At 54.0% G+C, this 17,406-nt stretch carries 21 protein-coding genes and 1 other annotated feature; of the genes, 16 read left to right on the top strand and 5 right to left on the bottom strand.

Features of this window, described 5'->3' with window-relative positions:
- Positions 1–92: 92 nt before the first annotated feature.
- Positions 93–629 carry a YniB family protein gene (locus tag IM265_RS00265; protein ID WP_045261585.1) on the top strand — a complete coding sequence of 179 codons (537 nt, stop codon included), beginning with the start codon at positions 93–95 and terminating at the stop codon, positions 627–629.
- 36 nt (positions 630–665) lie between these two features.
- Here the strand turns inward: IM265_RS00265 and IM265_RS00260 are convergent, their stop codons facing one another.
- The 3 genes from IM265_RS00260 to pfkB form a co-directional block, all read right to left on the bottom strand.
- Positions 666–1,526 (bottom strand): fructosamine kinase family protein, encoded by an 861-nt coding sequence (locus IM265_RS00260; protein ID WP_041910453.1) that lies wholly within the window; start codon positions 1,524–1,526, stop codon positions 666–668.
- Between the two features lie 105 nt (positions 1,527–1,631).
- On the bottom strand, positions 1,632–1,922 hold the full coding sequence (gene ghoS, locus IM265_RS00255; protein WP_028012811.1) for a type V toxin-antitoxin system endoribonuclease antitoxin GhoS: 291 nt from the start codon (positions 1,920–1,922) through the stop codon (positions 1,632–1,634).
- A 103-nt stretch (positions 1,923–2,025) separates the two neighbouring features.
- Complete coding sequence (gene pfkB, locus IM265_RS00250) at positions 2,026–2,958, bottom strand: 6-phosphofructokinase II (RefSeq protein WP_041910452.1); 933 nt, start codon at positions 2,956–2,958, stop codon at positions 2,026–2,028.
- 296 nt (positions 2,959–3,254) lie between these two features.
- Here pfkB and IM265_RS00245 point away from each other — a divergent pair, with 296 nt between their 5' ends.
- Positions 3,255–4,013 (top strand): YdiY family protein, encoded by a 759-nt coding sequence (locus tag IM265_RS00245; protein WP_028012813.1) that lies wholly within the window; start codon positions 3,255–3,257, stop codon positions 4,011–4,013.
- A 101-nt stretch (positions 4,014–4,114) separates the two neighbouring features.
- Here the strand turns inward: IM265_RS00245 and yniD are convergent, their stop codons facing one another.
- Together yniD and yncL are read right to left on the bottom strand one after the other, a co-directional pair.
- Positions 4,115–4,222 carry a small membrane protein YniD gene (yniD, locus tag IM265_RS00240; protein ID WP_088205299.1) on the bottom strand — a complete coding sequence of 36 codons (108 nt, stop codon included), beginning with the start codon at positions 4,220–4,222 and terminating at the stop codon, positions 4,115–4,117.
- Between the two features lie 97 nt (positions 4,223–4,319).
- Complete coding sequence (gene yncL / locus IM265_RS00235; protein WP_071787459.1) at positions 4,320–4,412, bottom strand: stress response membrane protein YncL; 93 nt, start codon at positions 4,410–4,412, stop codon at positions 4,320–4,322.
- 322 nt (positions 4,413–4,734) lie between these two features.
- On the opposite strand from yncL, the gene thrS reads away from it, so the two are divergent.
- From thrS to selO, 14 genes are all read left to right on the top strand, one after another.
- Positions 4,735–6,663, top strand: coding sequence for a threonine--tRNA ligase (gene thrS, locus IM265_RS00230; RefSeq protein WP_028012814.1), 1,929 nt, complete (start codon positions 4,735–4,737; stop codon positions 6,661–6,663).
- 3 nt (positions 6,664–6,666) lie between these two features.
- Positions 6,667–7,209, top strand: coding sequence for a translation initiation factor IF-3 (gene infC, locus IM265_RS00225; RefSeq protein ID WP_023616141.1), 543 nt, complete (start codon positions 6,667–6,669; stop codon positions 7,207–7,209).
- 97 nt (positions 7,210–7,306) lie between these two features.
- On the top strand, positions 7,307–7,504 hold the full coding sequence (gene rpmI, locus IM265_RS00220) for a 50S ribosomal protein L35 (protein ID WP_003030583.1): 198 nt from the start codon (positions 7,307–7,309) through the stop codon (positions 7,502–7,504).
- A 50-nt stretch (positions 7,505–7,554) separates the two neighbouring features.
- Entirely contained in the window at positions 7,555–7,911 is a 357-nt protein-coding gene (gene rplT, locus IM265_RS00215) for a 50S ribosomal protein L20 (protein WP_000124850.1), read from the top strand.
- 117 nt (positions 7,912–8,028) lie between these two features.
- Positions 8,029–8,153 (top strand) — a sequence feature (Phe leader region).
- Complete coding sequence (gene pheM / locus IM265_RS00210; protein ID WP_001386830.1) at positions 8,034–8,078, top strand: pheST operon leader peptide PheM; 45 nt, start codon at positions 8,034–8,036, stop codon at positions 8,076–8,078. Its footprint overlaps the feature before it by 45 nt.
- Before the next feature lie 62 nt (positions 8,154–8,215).
- Positions 8,216–9,199 carry a phenylalanine--tRNA ligase subunit alpha gene (pheS, locus tag IM265_RS00205; protein ID WP_010426091.1) on the top strand — a complete coding sequence of 328 codons (984 nt, stop codon included), beginning with the start codon at positions 8,216–8,218 and terminating at the stop codon, positions 9,197–9,199.
- Between the two features lie 15 nt (positions 9,200–9,214).
- On the top strand, positions 9,215–11,602 hold the full coding sequence (pheT, locus tag IM265_RS00200) for a phenylalanine--tRNA ligase subunit beta (RefSeq protein ID WP_059356917.1): 2,388 nt from the start codon (positions 9,215–9,217) through the stop codon (positions 11,600–11,602).
- Between the two features lie 4 nt (positions 11,603–11,606).
- Positions 11,607–11,906: an integration host factor subunit alpha gene (gene ihfA, locus IM265_RS00195; RefSeq protein ID WP_003857805.1), complete on the top strand. Its 300-nt coding sequence runs from the start codon at positions 11,607–11,609 to the stop codon at positions 11,904–11,906.
- Positions 11,907–12,008: 102 nt separating this feature from the next.
- Complete coding sequence (gene btuC, locus IM265_RS00190; protein WP_193031182.1) at positions 12,009–12,989, top strand: vitamin B12 ABC transporter permease BtuC; 981 nt, start codon at positions 12,009–12,011, stop codon at positions 12,987–12,989.
- Between the two features lie 22 nt (positions 12,990–13,011).
- Complete coding sequence (locus tag IM265_RS00185; protein WP_041910445.1) at positions 13,012–13,563, top strand: glutathione peroxidase; 552 nt, start codon at positions 13,012–13,014, stop codon at positions 13,561–13,563.
- Positions 13,563–14,318, top strand: a complete 756-nt coding sequence (gene btuD, locus IM265_RS00180) for a vitamin B12 ABC transporter ATP-binding protein BtuD (RefSeq protein ID WP_047368358.1) — start codon at positions 13,563–13,565, stop codon at positions 14,316–14,318. The genes IM265_RS00185 and btuD overlap by 1 nt, the downstream gene beginning before the upstream one ends.
- A gap of 74 nt (positions 14,319–14,392) precedes the next feature.
- A complete protein-coding gene (locus tag IM265_RS00175) occupies positions 14,393–14,857 on the top strand; it encodes a C40 family peptidase (protein ID WP_028012820.1) in 465 nt (154 codons plus the stop codon).
- A 291-nt stretch (positions 14,858–15,148) separates the two neighbouring features.
- Positions 15,149–15,865: an EAL domain-containing protein gene (locus tag IM265_RS00170; RefSeq protein WP_028012821.1), complete on the top strand. Its 717-nt coding sequence runs from the start codon at positions 15,149–15,151 to the stop codon at positions 15,863–15,865.
- A gap of 61 nt (positions 15,866–15,926) precedes the next feature.
- Positions 15,927–17,369: a protein adenylyltransferase SelO gene (gene selO, locus IM265_RS00165; RefSeq protein WP_193031184.1), complete on the top strand. Its 1,443-nt coding sequence runs from the start codon at positions 15,927–15,929 to the stop codon at positions 17,367–17,369.
- The last annotated feature ends 37 nt before the right edge of the window (positions 17,370–17,406 follow it).

Below are 17,406 nucleotides of genomic sequence, written 5' to 3'. Positions count from 1 at the left end.
CAATTTAGCATATTGCTTTTAAAGAGCGGGCGAAATTGATGTCCAGCAGGTAGACTTAGGCTCAAATCACGCGTCTTTATGAAGAGGAACTGATGACGTATCAACAAGCTGGACGCATTGCTGTCTTAAAACGTATTGCAGGCTGGGTGATTTTTATTCCCGCCGTCATTTCTACGCTGATCTCCGTGCTGAAGTTTATGTACGATCACAGCGAAAAACAGCCGGGCATTAATGCGGTAATGCTTGATTTTGCGCATGTCATGATTGAGATGGTGCGGTTTAATACCCCGTTCCTGAACGTCTTCTGGTTCAACTCGCCAACGCCGGACTTTCACCAGCAGCTGAATGTTGGGTTCTGGATTATCTATGCGCTGATTTTTATTGCGATGGCGCTGCAGGCATCGGGCGCACGAATGAGTCGCCAGACCCGTTTTTTACGCGAAGGGGTGGAAGATCAGCTTATCCTTGAGAAGGCGAAAGGTCCTGAAGGAATGAGCCGGGAGCAGATTGAATCCCGCATTGTGGTGCCTCGTCACACCATTTTCCTGCAAATTTTCCCGCTCTATATCCTGCCGGTTATCATCATCGTGGCGGGATATTTCTTCTTCTCACTGCTCGGTTTTCTGTAACGAATTAGGGTGGCGGCAAGACCACCCGTTTTGTCTTTAAGCCGCAAGCACGCGTTCAAGCGCGCGCTGGGCGTTGACCAGATGTTGCCCGCCAAAAAGAATGGCTCGGTTCATCAGCGTATAGAGCTGATACACGGGCTGGCGCTCAAGGAAGTCCGGCGGCAGGGGGGAGACAGACTGATAGCCATCGTATATTTGCGGCGGTTGTTCGGGATGCAGGGGCAACATGGCCAAATCGCACTCTCTGTCGCCCCAGTAGCAGGCCGGGTCGAAGATATACGGGCCGTTGGGGCCCAGCGCGCAGTTATCGGACCATAAATCACCGTGCAGCAAAGACGCCTGAGGCTGGTGGGAGGCCAGGCGCTGTTGCACATGCTCGACGATGGCATCAATGTTGCCAAATTCCAGCCCTTTCTCTGCGGCCAGCTCAAGCTGCCATCCGATGCGCTGCTCGGCAAAGAACGTCGACCAGCGGCGCTGCCAGGCATTGGGCTGCGGCGTGGTGGAAAGGTCGTTGTCAAAGTCGAGACCAAACTGGGGCTGGTCGCTCCACTGGTGCAGGCGCGCTAACTGTTGCCCGAGAATAAAGGCATTATGGGCGTCCAACGGGCGGGCAGGGAGATAGTCCATCACCAGAAAGCTGTAGTCCCGGTCACTGCCCACGGCCAGCACCTCAGGTACCGTCACCGTTTTACTACGGGACAACAGTTCAAGCTGATCGGCTTCAGCGGTAAAAATCGGGAGCAGCTCTCGCTCGTCGCATTTAACGAACAGATCGCGTCCTGCGTAGCGTAAATGCCACGCGGCGTGAATTTCCCCGCCCGGCAGCTCGTTACGCAGTTCAATTTCACCTTCACCCAATTGCTCATGTAAAAGATGACTGATAGCCTGCCACATGTTGACTCTCCCATGTTGTCTGCCAGATCATAAAGTTAGCGCATAACTGCGGTAAAAAAATACGAACTAACGCACACCTGAGCGGATTAATTTCATGCAGGGCACTTATTGTTCTTTTTTCTGCCAGCGTTCCCACGTCTCCACGGTGATGTCGGCAGGCTTGTCGGTCACGCTTTCCACCAGGCTGGCGGCCAGCGCATGCACCTCTTCTTCACTCAGGGCTGCGATCAGGCCAAACGCCAGGGTGCCTAAATCATGAATATGACCTTCGTCATCCGTTAGCGTGAGCAGGAAATTCGCCCGTGTAAAGGCATTGTTGAGCTCGTTAAGCTCGGTCAGCGATGCTTCATGAAGGCTGATGGTCACGACGTAGCGGGTGATATCACCACTGCTCATAATTCACCTCGTTGTTATCCTGAAAGTTTTTTTAGCATAGTCGATACGCCATATTTGGCGACTTCCACAGATATCCCCCTCCGCCAGGAGGGGGATATATCGGTTAGCTTCGTGACAGGTAATCGACGATTTTCTGCGTATCGGCAAGCGAACACAGGCGCGTTCCCTGATTGATGGTGGCGGCACTCCCCGCCGCGACGCCATAGCGCGTCATCTCCAGAAGTGATGCGCCCTGCGCCAGCTTCAGCGCCATCGCGCCGACCATACTGTCGCCTGCGCCGACGGTGCTCTGGCTCTTCATTGGGGGCGGAACAACCTGCACAAAGCCCGTCTTGTCGACGGCCAGCGCACCCTGAGGACCGAGAGAGACGACAACGCGGTGCGCTTTGCCGCTGCGAACCAGTTCTTCTGCGGCAGTACGCACGTCATCCGGCTGGCTAAGTTCGCGATTAACAAGCGCACTCAGCTCTTTCTGGTTAGGCTTAACGAGCTCAAGCTGTCCGGGTTCTAATGCCGCCTGCAGGGCTTCGCCTGAACTGTCGACAATGCAGCGAATGCCGCGCTGAAGTACGGCATCAACCAGTGCTGTCAGCTTTTCTGTTTTGACACCTGGCGGCAGGCTACCGCTGATGACCAGCAGCGAGCCGCTTTCAATGGTTAGCACCTTCTCTTCCAGCTGACGAAACTCATCGTCGCTCAGCCTGGCGCCTGGCATAACGAAACGATACTGCTCCCCGCTGGACTCAACGTGGACATGCAGGTTCTGCCGGGTCCAGTCTTTGGCGTCAACGGTATCCACGGCAACCTGTTCATCGGCCAGCAAGGCAACAAGATGCTCCCCCGTGGCACCACCGGCCGGAAAGATGGCAGTCGCTTTACCGCCGAGGTGGGTAATCGCGCGCGCAACGTTAATCCCGCCGCCGCCCGGCTCAAATACGGGTGCGCTACAGCGTAGTTTACCTTCCGGGTAAATCTGCGGCGTTATGGTCGCGGAGTCGAGGGAAGGGGAGAGCGTCAGCGTATAAATAGAAGCCATCATAACCTCCTTTTAGCATGGGTTCTTTTAAGCCTGGCACCGATCGACAGGAAGGCAATGTAAATAACAGTATGATTTTAAAAATGAATGCTGACATAAATGCGATGAGGGATATATAAAATAAAACGCGTTTTGAGATCGTTCTTATTCAAAAAATGAAATAAGAAAATATTGCTATGTTATTTGCGCCTTTTTATAATTTGTTACCTTTCTCTGGACGCCTTGTCATTGATCCTCAAGAAAGTTTCCGAGACCGTGGTGGTCTCTTTTTTTGTTGTACGGACTCCTTAAATAAAATGAAGCTTTTGAAGACAGTACCCGCAGCACTGATGCTGGCGGGTGGCGTTTTTGCATCACTGAATGCAGCCGCCGATGACACCGTTTTTACTGTCATGGACGATCCCTCCACTGCCAAAAAACCGTTTGAAGGTAACCTGAACGCCGGGTATCTCGCGCAATCGGGTAATACGAAAAGCTCTTCTCTGACGGCGGACAGCACCCTGACCTGGTACGGCAATACCACTGCATGGTCGCTGTGGGGGAATGCCAGCAACACGTCCGCTAACGATGAACGCTCATCCGAGAAATACGCGGTCGGTGGACGTAGCCGTTACAACATGACCGACTATGACTACATCTTTGGTCAGGCAAGTTGGTTAACCGACCGCTTTAACGGCTATCGCCAGCGCGATGTGTTCACCGCCGGTTATGGTCGTCAGTTCCTGAATGGTCCGGTACACAGCCTCCGTTTCGAATTCGGTCCTGGTGTCCGCTATGACGAGTACACCAATGGCGAAAATGAAACCCAGCCGCTGGGCTATGCTTCCGGCACGTATGCCTGGCAGATGACCGACAACACCAAATTTACGCAGGGTGTTTCTGTGTTTGGTGCCGAGGATACGACGCTGAACTCCGAAAGCGCTTTGAATGTGGCTATCAATGAACACTTCGGTTTGAAATTGGCCTATAACGTGACCTGGAACTCTTCACCGCCAGAAACGGCACCGGATCATACCGATCGCAGAACCACGATTTCGCTGGGCTATAAAATGTAATCATAGCGGGCCGATGAAAGTGTCGGCCCGTTTTCATTATTATGGTTAACCCGCGCCAATAAATTCTCATCACGCGCAACGGCATTTATTTTTATTTGTACTTAGCCCCAAATCATTGCCGCCCACCGAAATAACAGCATTGCACCGCAGATGGCAACCAGCACCAGCACCATTTTCCAGTGTTTTACGGCAAATCGTTTTGTTGGCATAACCTAATCCTTGTTCGTTGATACGCATAGTCTATCAAACGGGGCCAAAAGATGCGCCTTCCCGGGAGCGATCGAGTTATGCCAACAAGGGGTCGGCTCAGAACCAGTGGAATCGTTCGGCGAGGATCAACACTAAACCTGTTGCGGAAAGGATGTTCAAAATCACAACCGTTCTACTGGATACATTCATGGTATGCACCTGTTGATATAAAAGGCATGTTCAAGAGTAGCCCAGCATGTCTGAAATGCGAGCGCCGGAGAGATGCAATCTGCAAATTTACGCTACGTGCCAGCCCATCATTCTGGCTGCAGAGGGTGCAATCTCCTTGCTGATAGTGTTAACATTACGTCGCTTGCCGTAAATCCGCATTAATCTGAATTCGGCAGGTGCATGATGACGAACCAATTTGACGATTGTTGGTCAGATGGTGTCGTAATCTATTGTCAAATCACGATTATTTTCTTTGTATATGCTCTTATGTGTGGGGCATCACTGCAAATAAGGATATAAAATGCCTGTAATTACTCTTCCTGATGGCAGCCAACGCCATTTCGACCACGCTGTTAGCCCTATGGATGTCGCCCTGGACATCGGTCCTGGCCTCGCGAAAGCGACCATCGCCGGCCGTGTGAACGGTGAGCTGGTTGATGCGTCCGATCTGATTGAAAACGATGCGACGCTTGCAATCATCACCGCGAAAGACGAAGAAGGTCTGGAGATCATTCGTCACTCCTGCGCACACCTGTTGGGTCATGCTATCAAGCAGCTGTGGCCAAACACCAAAATGGCGATCGGTCCGGTTATCGACAACGGTTTCTACTACGACGTTGATCTTGACCACACCCTGACCCAGGAAGATATCGACGCGCTCGAAAAACGTATGCACGAGCTCGCCGAGACCAACTATGACGTCATCAAGAAGAAAGTCAGCTGGCACGAAGCGCGTGAAACCTTCGTCAAGCGTGGCGAGAGCTATAAAGTCTCTATTCTCGATGAAAACATTGCTCATGATGACAAGCCTGGCTTGTACCATCACGAAGAATACGTCGACATGTGCCGTGGACCGCACGTGCCGAACATGCGCTTCTGTCATCATTTCAAACTGATGAAGATCGCCGGCGCCTACTGGCGTGGTGACAGCAACAACAAGATGTTGCAGCGTATCTATGGTACCGCGTGGGCGGATAAGAAAGCCCTGAACGCGTACCTGCAGCGCCTGGAAGAGGCCGCGAAGCGTGACCACCGTAAAATCGGTAAGCAGCTTGACCTGTACCACATGCAGGAAGAAGCGCCGGGTATGGTGTTCTGGCATAACGATGGCTGGACTATCTTCCGTGAACTGGAAACGTTCGTACGTTCCAAGCTGAAAGAGTACCAGTATCAGGAAGTGAAAGGCCCGTTCATGATGGACCGTGTGCTGTGGGAAAAAACCGGCCACTGGGACAACTACAAAGATGCGATGTTCACCACCTCGTCCGAGAACCGTGAATACTGCATCAAGCCAATGAACTGCCCGGGCCACGTTCAAATCTTCAACCAGGGTCTGAAATCCTACCGCGACCTGCCGCTGCGTATGGCGGAGTTCGGTAGCTGCCACCGTAACGAGCCATCAGGTGCGCTGCACGGTCTGATGCGCGTGCGTGGCTTTACGCAGGATGATGCGCATATCTTCTGTACTGAAGATCAGGTCCGTGATGAAGTTAACGCCTGTATTCGTATGGTCTACGATATGTACAGCACCTTTGGCTTCGAGAAGATCGTGGTCAAACTCTCAACGCGTCCGGAAAAACGTATCGGTAGCGATGAGACCTGGGATCGCGCAGAAGCGGATCTCGCCGTAGCGCTGGAAGAGAACGGTATTCCGTTCGAATACCAGCTGGGCGAAGGCGCATTCTACGGTCCGAAAATTGAATTTACCCTGTATGACTGCCTCGATCGCGCATGGCAGTGCGGTACTGTACAGCTGGACTTCTCCCTGCCGCAGCGTTTAAGCGCCTCTTATGTTGGCGAAGACAACGAGCGTCAGGTACCGGTCATGATTCACCGTGCTATTCTCGGTTCTCTGGAGCGCTTCATCGGCATCCTGACCGAAGAGTTCGCGGGCTTCTTCCCAACCTGGCTTGCGCCAGTGCAGGTCGTGGTGATGAACATTACCGATTCTCAGGCAGATTACGTTAAAGAATTGACGCAGAAACTACAAAATGCGGGCATTCGCGTAAAAGCAGACTTGAGAAATGAGAAGATTGGCTTTAAAATCCGCGAGCACACTTTACGTCGTGTCCCGTATATGTTGGTCTGTGGTGATAAAGAGGTGGAAGCAGGCAAAGTTGCCGTTCGCACCCGCCGTGGTAAAGACCTGGGCAGCCTGGACGTAAGTGAAGTGATTGAGAAGCTGCAACAAGAGATTCGCAGCCGCAGTCTTCAACAACTGGAGGAATAAGGTATTAAAGGCGGAAAACGAGTTCAAACGGCACGTCCGAATCGTATCAATGGCGAGATTCGCGCCCAGGAAGTTCGCTTAACAGGTCTGGAAGGCGAGCAGCTGGGGATTGTGAGTCTGAGAGAAGCGATCGAAAAGGCTGAAGAAGCTGGAGTAGATTTAGTTGAAATCAGCCCTAACGCCGAACCGCCAGTTTGTCGTATCATGGACTACGGCAAGTTCCTTTATGAAAAGAGTAAGTCTTCTAAGGAACAGAAGAAGAAGCAAAAAGTTATCCAGGTTAAGGAAATCAAATTCCGTCCTGGTACCGACGATGGCGATTATCAGGTAAAACTCCGCAGCCTGATTCGCTTTCTGGAAGATGGCGATAAGGCCAAGATCACGCTGCGTTTCCGCGGTCGTGAGATGGCCCACCAACAGATTGGTATGGAAGTGCTTAACCGCGTCCGTGACGATCTGAGTGAACTGGCAGTAGTCGAATCCTTCCCTACGAAGATCGAAGGCCGCCAGATGATCATGGTGCTCGCTCCTAAGAAGAAACAGTAAGGCCTTCAAGCAGCAAAATCTGTGGAGCCTTCGGGTTTCATAGGTTTTGTTCGCCTATGTTTCGTTTATTTAACAATGCGAAGTGGAAGTTATTAAGATGCCAAAAATTAAGACCGTACGCGGTGCTGCTAAGCGCTTCAAAAAAACCGGTGGTGGTGGATTTAAGCGTAAGCACGCAAACCTGCGTCATATTCTGACCAAAAAATCTACTAAGCGTAAACGTCACCTGCGTCCAAAAGGCCTTGTTTCTAAAGGCGATCTGGGTCTGGTTATCGCGTGCCTGCCGTACGCATAAGCCGTTAACGTTTAATTTTTTACTAAGAATATAGATACAGGAGAGCACATATGGCTCGCGTAAAACGTGGTGTAATTGCACGTGCACGTCACAAGAAAATTTTGAAACAAGCTAAAGGCTACTACGGTGCGCGTTCACGCGTATACCGCGTTGCCTTCCAGGCTGTTATCAAAGCAGGTCAGTACGCTTACCGTGACCGTCGTCAGCGTAAGCGTCAGTTCCGTCAACTGTGGATTGCGCGTATCAACGCAGCAGCACGTCAGAACGGTATTTCTTACAGCAAATTCATCAACGGCCTGAAAAAAGCCTCTGTTGAAATCGACCGTAAGATCCTGGCTGACATCGCAGTATTCGACAAAGTAGCGTTCACCGCTCTGGTCGAAAAAGCGAAAGCAGCACTGGCATAAGCCAGTTGAGAGAGGGGGCCTGGCTCCCTCTTTTCATTTAACACCATCAGAAGATTGACATTTATCCGTGCAGGCTTTTCAATAAGGTCTTACCGGTTTTTACCCAACAAGGTAACGCAAGCATGAATGCTGCTATTTTCCGCTTCTTCTTTTACTTTAGCACCTGACTCCAGGAGGCTAGCGCGTGAAAGATGAAACGAAAAACAGCGCCAGATAAGCCTCCCGATGGAGGCTTTTTTTGTGCCTGAATTTGAGAGAATAACTCCACCAAATCGGTGTCTGCACCGACATAATGAGGAAAATCATGTCACATCTCGCAGAGCTGGTTGCCAGTGCAACAGCCGCCATTAATCAGGCCTCAGATGTTGCCGCGTTAGACAATGTCCGCGTCGAATATCTTGGGAAGAAAGGGCACCTGACCCTTCAAATGACAACCCTGCGTGAACTGCCGCCAGAAGAACGCCCGGCAGCGGGTGCGGTGATTAACGAAGCCAAAGAGCAGGTTCAGCAGGCGCTGAACGCGCGTAAGGCCGAGCTGGAGAGCGCGGTACTAAACGCGCGTCTTGCGGCAGAAACCATCGACGTTTCTCTGCCGGGTCGCCGTATTGAAAACGGTGGTCTGCATCCGGTTACCCGTACTATCGATCGTATTGAAAGTTTCTTCGGTGAGCTCGGCTTTACCGTGGCGACTGGCCCGGAAATCGAAGATGATTACCACAACTTCGACGCCCTGAACATTCCTGGCCATCATCCGGCACGCGCTGACCACGACACTTTCTGGTTTGACGCGACGCGTCTGCTGCGTACCCAGACCTCTGGCGTTCAGATCCGTACCATGAAGGATCAGGAACCACCAATCCGCATCATCGCGCCGGGCCGCGTGTATCGTAACGACTACGATCAGACCCACACCCCAATGTTCCACCAGATGGAAGGTCTGATTGTTGATAAAAACATTAGCTTCACCAACCTGAAGGGCACGCTGCACGATTTCCTGAACAACTTCTTTGAGGAAGATTTGCAGGTTCGTTTCCGTCCGTCCTACTTCCCGTTCACCGAACCGTCTGCGGAAGTTGACGTGATGGGTAAAAACGGCAAATGGCTGGAAGTGCTGGGCTGCGGCATGGTGCATCCAAACGTGCTGCGCAACGTGGGTATCGATCCGGAAGTATACTCCGGCTTTGCCTTCGGCATGGGCATGGAGCGTTTGACCATGCTGCGCTACGGCGTGACCGACTTACGTGCATTCTTCGAAAACGATCTGCGTTTCCTCAAACAGTTTAAATAAGGGCAGGACAGAACAATGAAATTCAGTGAACTGTGGTTACGCGAATGGGTTAACACCACGCTGGACAGCGAAGCGCTTTCCAACCAGATAACCATGGCGGGCCTGGAAGTTGACGGCGTTGAGCCGGTTTCCGGTGCCTTCAACGGCGTCGTGGTGGGTGAAGTAGTCGAGTGCGGCCAGCACCCTAACGCTGACAAACTGCGCGTGACAAAAGTGAACGTAGGCGGCGACCGTCTGCTGGACATCGTCTGCGGTGCGCCAAACTGCCGTCAGGGCCTGAAGGTGGCCGTGGCGACCGTCGGTGCCGTACTGCCGGGTGATTTCAAAATCAAAGCGGCCAAGCTGCGCGGTGAGCCGTCTGAAGGCATGCTGTGCTCTTTCTCCGAGCTGGGTATTTCCGACGACCACAACGGCATCATCGAGCTGCCGCTGGATGCGCCAGTGGGCACCGATATCCGTGAATACCTGAAGCTTGATGACAATACTATCGAAATCAGCGTCACGCCAAACCGTGCCGACTGCTTAGGTATCATCGGCGTGGCGCGCGACGTTGCCGTACTGAACCAGACCGAGCTCAACGCGCCGGAGATTGTGCCGGTTGAAGCGACCATCAGTGACGTGCTGCCGATTCAGGTTGACGCTGCTGATGCCTGCCCGCGCTACCTCGGTCGCGTGGTAAAAGGCATTAACGTTAAAGCGCCAACCCCGCTTTGGATGAAAGAGAAACTGCGCCGCTGCGGTATCCGCTCAATCGACGCCGTGGTTGACGTCACTAACTACGTTCTGCTGGAGCTGGGCCAGCCGATGCACGCGTTCGATAAAGATCGTATCGACGGCGGCATCGTTGTGCGCATGGCGAAAGAGGGGGAAACCCTGGTGCTGCTGGACGGCACAGAAGCCAAACTGAACGCCGACACCCTGGTGATAGCTGACCACAGCAAAGCGCTGGCGATGGGCGGTATCTTTGGTGGCGAACACTCTGGCGTCAACGACGAAACGCAAAACGTCCTGCTGGAATGTGCGTTCTTCAGCCCGCTCTCCATCACCGGCCGCGCGCGCCGTCACGGCCTGCACACCGATGCGTCTCACCGCTACGAGCGCGGCGTTGATCCGGCGCTGCAGTACAAAGCGATGGAGCGTGCAACCCGCCTGCTGATCGACATCTGCGGCGGCGAAGCGGGCCCGGTTATTGACGTCACCAACGAAGCGACTCTGCCGAAGCGTGCGACCATTACCCTGCGCCGCAGCAAGCTGGATCGCCTGATTGGTCACCACGTTGCCGACGCGCAGGTGACCGACATCCTGACGCGCCTGGGCTGCGAAGTGACCGAAGGTCAGGACGAGTGGCAGGCCGTTGCGCCGTCATGGCGTTTCGACATGGAAATTGAAGAAGATTTGGTGGAAGAAGTGGCCCGTGTTTACGGCTACAACAACATCCCTGACGAGCCTGTGCAGGCGGGTCTGGTGATGGGCACCCACCGTGAAGCCGACCTGTCCCTGAAGCGTGTGAAAACCATGCTGAACGACAAAGGCTACCAGGAAGTGATCACTTACAGCTTCGTTGATCCTAAGCTGCAGCAGCTGATCCACCCGGGTCAGGAAGCGCTGATCCTGCCAAGCCCAATCTCCAGCGAAATGTCCGCGATGCGTCTGTCCCTGTGGACGGGCCTGCTGGGGACTATCGTTTACAACCAGAACCGCCAGCAAAACCGCGTGCGCATTTTCGAAAGCGGTTTGCGCTTTGTGCCGGATAATCAGGCAAATTTAGGCATCCGTCAGGATCTCATGCTGGCTGGTGCCATCAGCGGTAACCGCTACGAAGAGCACTGGGACCTGGCAAAAGGTACGGTTGATTTCTACGATATGAAGGGCGATCTGGAAGCGATTCTGGATCTGACCGGTAAATTATCTGAAATTGAGTTCCGCGCGGAAGCGATTCCTGCGCTTCATCCGGGCCAGAGCGCGGCGATTTATTTAGACGGCAAACGCGTTGGTTTCATTGGCGTTGTCCACCCGGAGCTGGAGCGTAAGCTGGACCTGAACGGCCGTACCATCGTGTTCGAGCTGGAGTGGAGCCCGGTTGCAGACCGCGTCATTCCTCAGGCGCAGGACGTCTCCCGCTTCCCGGCGAACCGCCGTGATATCGCGGTTGTGGTCGCTGAAAACGTGCCCGCAGCAGATATTTTGGCCGAATGTAAGAAAGTTGGCGTAAATCAGGTAGTTGGCGTAAACTTATTTGACGTGTACCGCGGCAAGGGCGTAGCAGAAGGTTTCAAGAGCCTCGCTATCAGCCTTATCCTTCAGGATACCAGCCGTACACTCGAAGAAGAGGAGATTGCCGCTACCGTCGCCAAATGTGTAGAGGCATTAAAAGAGCGATTCCAGGCATCATTGAGGGATTGAACCTATGGCGCTTACAAAAGCTGAAATGTCAGAATATCTGTTTGATAAGCTTGGGCTTAGCAAACGGGATGCCAAAGAGCTGGTAGAGCTGTTTTTCGAAGAGATCCGTCGTGCTCTGGAAAATGGTGAGCAGGTAAAACTCTCCGGTTTTGGCAATTTTGATTTGCGAGACAAAAACCAACGTCCGGGCCGTAACCCGAAGACGGGGGAAGATATTCCCATTACAGCCCGCCGCGTGGTGACCTTCAGACCCGGCCAGAAGTTAAAGAGCCGCGTCGAAAACGCAACGCCTAAAGCAGAGTAATATGAACTAACCAAAAAGGCCGCCCACGCGGCCTTTTTTCTTTGCGCTCTCCGGCAAACACGCCGTAAAATCAATTACATCACTCGCTAACAAACCGTACACATGCTTGATTATGCTCATCGCCAGCACCGTTCCGATCGGCGTCGCCTGCTTCTGCTGGTGCTGCTGCTTATTCTTGCCGCGGGTATTAGCCTCTGCGCAGGCGACAGCTGGATCGGGCCTGAAAGCTGGCTGGGGCCTGACGGGCAGCTCTTCGTCTGGCAAATTCGCCTGCCGCGCACCGTCGCGGTGATCCTGGTCGGCGCCGCGCTGGCGCTGTCTGGCACCATTATGCAGGCGCTGTTCGAAAACCCGCTGGCGGAGCCCGGCCTGCTGGGGGTGTCGAACGGTGCAGGCGTCGGGCTGATTGCGGCGGTGATGCTGGGCGGGGGAGGACTCTCCGGCTGGAGCATTAGCCTGAGCGCCATTCTCGGCGCACTGCTGATCACAGTCATTCTTCTTCGCTTCGCCAGACGTCACCTGTCGACCAGCCGGCTGCTGCTTGCCGGCGTCGCGCTGGGGATCATCTGTAGCGCGCTGATGACCTGGGCGGTCTACTTCTCGACCTCCTTTGACCTGCGTCAGCTCATGTACTGGATGATGGGCGGCTTTGGCGGCGTTGACTGGCACCAGGGCTGGCTAATGGCGCTGCTGGTACCGGTCATCGCGGGGGCTGCGCTGCAGGCCCAGCCGCTGAATCGGCTCGCGCTGGGGGAAATCTCTGCCCGCCAGCTCGGCATGCCGATTGGTTTCTGGCGTAACGTACTGGTCATTGCCATTGGCTGGCTGGTAGGCGTGAGCGTGGCCCTGGCGGGGGCGATTGGCTTTATTGGGCTGGTCATTCCGCACATGCTGCGTCTTTGCGGCTTCACGGATCATCGAACCTTGCTTCCGGCCTCGGCGGTTGCCGGGGCTGCCACGCTGCTGGTGGCCGACATCATCGCCCGTCTCGCCCTGACGGCCGCAGAATTGCCTGTTGGCGTGGTAACCGCAACGCTGGGCGCGCCAGTCTTTATCTGGCTACTATTAAAAGCTGGACGTTAAATCGACAACCTGAGGAAATGCTATGCAGTCAGATATCCTGAATACCGAAGTGACCACCATTGATGGGGATAACACCACGCTGGAAAGCTACAAAGGCAAGGTGTTGCTCATCGTCAACGTGGCATCGAAATGCGGCCTGACGCCGCAGTACGAGCAGCTGGAGAATATTCAGAAGGCCTGGGAGAAAGACGGTTTTACCGTGCTGGGCTTCCCGTGCAACCAGTTCCTGGGCCAGGAGCCGGGCAGCGAAGAAGAGATCAAAACCTTCTGCAGCACCACTTATGGCGTGACGTTCCCGATGTTCAGCAAAATTGACGTCAACGGTGAAGAGCGCCATCCGCTGTATGCGAAACTGATTGCCGCCGCGCCGAAGGCCGTTGCGCCGGAAGAGAGCGGTTTTTACGAGCGCATGGCCAGCAAAGGCCGCGCGCCGCTCTATCCGGACGATATTCTGTGGAACTTCGAAAAATTCCTGATTGGTCGTGACGGCCAGGTCGTTCAGCGTTTTTCGCCGGATATGACGCCTGAGGACCCGATCGTCATGGAATCTATTAAGCTGGCGCTGGCGAAATAATGTCGCTGCTGATGCAGCTCACGGACGTCGCCGAGAAGGGGCGTCTGGAGCCGGTAACCTGCGACATCAATTCGGGTGAAATCCTGCATCTCGTCGGGCCAAACGGCGCGGGTAAAAGTACGCTGCTGGCGCGGATGGCGGGGCTGACCACCGGGCCAGGGCAGATTACGCTGCTGGAACATGCTTTGGTCGACTGGTCACCCGCCTCGCTGGCCCACCGGCGCAGCTACCTGGTGCAGCAGCAGGTACCGCCTTTTGCGATGCCGGTCTGGCATTATCTGATGCTGCATCTGCACGACAAACAGCATACGGCACTGCTGGAGGAAGTGGCTGCAGCGTTAGGGCTGGAAGATAAACTGTCCCGGCATGCCAGCCAGCTTTCCGGGGGGGAATGGCAGCGGGTGCGTCTGGCGGCGGTCATTCTGCAGATCCATCCCGCGGGCAATCCTCACGGGAGGATGCTGCTGCTGGATGAACCGATGAGCGGTCTGGATGTTGCCCAGCAGGCGGCGCTGGATAGCCTGCTAAGCGCTCTGAGCAGAAAAGGTATCGCCGTAGTGATGAGCAGCCACGATCTTAACCATACGTTACGTCACGCCCATCGCGTGTGGCTCCTGTCGCGCGGCAGGATGATCGCCAGCGGTACGCGGGATAGGGTCCTTACGCCGCCAAATCTTGCCCGCGCCTACAACATGTCGTTCCGCAGGCTGGATATAGAGGGACATAAGATGCTGATTTCTACCGGGCAGGAGTAACCGTTTCTTGCCTGTGAACACAATTGCACGCTAAATTACCAAAAGAACAATAAAAGCAGAGGATTCGTCTGAAAATGCGATTCTGGTTTCTCTTTGTGGCGGCACTCTTTCTTGCGGGATGCAGCAGCCATCGTGCACCGCCGCCTAATCCGCGGCTATCGGATTCTATCACCGTTATTGCCAGCCTTAACGATCAGCTGAGCAACTGGCGCGGCACGCCTTATCGCTACGGCGGCATGAGCCGCGGTGGGGTGGACTGCTCTGGCTTTGTCCTGATGACGTTTCGTGACAAGTTTGATTTACAGCTTCCGCGAGACACGCGCAAGCAGGCGGAAATAGGCACTGAAATTGATAAAGACGATCTCCTTCCCGGTGACCTGGTCTTTTTCAAAACCGGATCGGGAGAAAGCGGCCTGCATGTTGGAATATATGATACAGACAATCAGTTTATTCATGCCTCTACCAGCCGCGGCGTGATGCGCTCTTCTCTCGATAACGTGTACTGGCGTAAAAATTTCTGGCAGGCGCGACGTATTTAGACTGCCCGAACACGTTTCTTATGTCGGCATGGTAACTATTAAACCATGCCGTTTTTCTCAAATAAGCTGATTAAAGTTAAATTTACCTAAATTAGCAACATCCTTATGTGTCTGTTTTATCTAAAACTGGCTATTATTCAGTAACCAGGATAAGATTATTTTAGATTCAGGGATAAATCTGAAAATTAATACGGAACTAATGAAATTAAACTTATTAAAATCAAGACAGTGGAATTGTGTCAGCAATTGCTCCAGGATGTCCTCTCTCATCTTTAATGCGGGGCGAGTGCAATGATTATTACGCTAGATAATGCTTACCAGTCTGAACTGATGCTTCTGCCTGCCCGTAATAGCGCAGGTGAGCTAAAAGGTTTAGAAATACTGGTTAACTTTACTGGCGTCGGCACCGATGTGAGGATCCCCACTGAGCTCGTTATCCCTCGGCTTTCAGCGGCAGAGGAGTTAGCGCTGTTTAACGAAAAACTGCAATTGCTTGATACCTGTAAACTGTTTTTTATTCAGCATCAGTTAATTGCATGGATCAATATTACACCAGCAATTGTTGAGTTTTTATTAAGTAATGGGAATGCTGTTTCAATTCTTGAGCGTTATCCGTTTCTTGAGTTTACTGTTAATGAGAACTATCCAGGTTTAAATAACGGAAAGGACGATCTGCAGCTGGCAAGAATGGCGATCCATTTTCCGCTGGTGCTGGCAAACTTTGGTGCTGGTGCTGCATCGCTCAAGGCCGTCTATGATGGATTATTTAAACGGGTTATTCTTGATAAAGGATTCATCCAGCAGCGTGCTTCTGAGCTTTCTTTTGAGCCTTTTATGCGCGCGATCCTCTGGCAAATAACGCCGCACTGCCAGTCGGTGATCGTCTCCGGCATTGACGACCACGGTTTGCTGCAGCGCGTTCTGTCCTTCAATTTTGGTGCCATGCAGGGTGCGCTCTGGCCAGCCGTCTCGGCGGAGCACGTCACGACGCTCGTTCAGCAGCGATAACCCTGCCTTTCGCCCGTGTTTAAGTCCGGGTAAACCCTCTACACTAAAGGCAGGAGGACTTATGACCCTGTCTTTTACTGCTCACTGGCATGACGAGTTGCCTGGCTTTTACACCGCACTCAAACCAACACTGTTACATAATTCACGTCTTATCTGGCATAACGATCGGCTGGCCGATGAGCTGGCCATTCCGCCCGATCTGTTTCAGCGTTCAGGCAGTGCTGGCGTCTGGGGAGGTGAAACGCTTCTCCCCGGTATGCAGCCTCTGGCTCAGGTCTATAGCGGACACCAGTTTGGCGTCTGGGCGGGGCAGCTGGGTGACGGCAGGGGGATCCTGCTCGGCGAACAACGGCTTCCCAACGGGGAGACGGTTGACTGGCATCTGAAAGGCGCAGGTCTTACCCCTTACTCACGAATGGGCGACGGGCGCGCGGTATTGCGGTCAACGATACGCGAAAGTCTGGCATCCGAAGCGATGCATGCGCTGGGGATTCCCACCACCCGCGCGCTGTCGATCGTCACCAGCGACACGGCGGTGACGCGCGAAACGGTGGAAAAGGGGGCGATGCTGATGCGCATAGCGCAAAGCCATCTCCGCTTTGGTCATTTTGAGCACTTTTACTATCGCCGCGAGCCGGACAAGGTTCGCCAGCTCGCGGACTTCGCCATTCGCCACCACTGGGCGCATCTGCAGGATGAGGCGGATAAATACGTTCTCTGGTTCCGGGACGTGGTTGCCCGTACCGCCACGATGATTGCGCGCTGGCAAACGGTAGGCTTTGCTCACGGGGTCATGAATACGGACAACATGTCGATTCTCGGCCTGACCTTTGATTACGGTCCGTTTGGTTTCCTGGACGATTATCAGCCGGGGTATATCTGCAACCATTCCGACTATCAGGGGCGTTACAGCTTTGATAATCAGCCGGCGGTTGGGCTGTGGAACCTCCAGCGGCTTGCACAAACCTTATCGCCGTTTATCGACGTTGATGCCCTGAACGATGCGCTCGACAGCTATCAGGACCTTTTGCTGCGGGAATACGGCACGCTGATGCGTAACAAGCTGGGGCTGATGACCCAGGAGAAGGGCGACAACGACATCCTCAACGGCCTGTTTGCCCTGATGGCGCGTGAGGGAAGCGATTACACCCGCACCTTCCGAATGCTGGGCCAGACGGAGCAGCACAGCGCCGCCTCGCCGCTGCGCGACGAGTTTATTGACCGTCAGGCGTTTGACGACTGGTTTGCACAGTACCGCACGCGGCTGCAGCAGGAGCAGGTAGACGACGCTACCCGTCAGGCGCAGATGAACGCAGCGAACCCCGCGATGGTATTACGCAACTGGCTGGCGCAGCGGGCGATTGAGCAGGCAGAGCAGGGTGAGTACGACGAGTTACACCGGCTGCATCTGGCGTTGCGCACGCCGTTTGCCGACCGGGATGATGACTACGTCAGCCGCCCGCCCGACTGGGGCAAGCGGCTGGAGGTCAGCTGCTCAAGCTAGCGATTTTAGCCGGGCGGCGACGTTGCCTTACCCGGCC

The organism is Enterobacter cloacae complex sp. P17RS, assembly GCF_014895885.1.
GTDB classification, from domain to species: domain Bacteria; phylum Pseudomonadota; class Gammaproteobacteria; order Enterobacterales; family Enterobacteriaceae; genus Enterobacter; species Enterobacter bugandensis.
The sequence above is the reverse complement of the archived record's forward strand: the minus strand, read 5'-3'. Positions and strand labels throughout refer to the sequence as shown.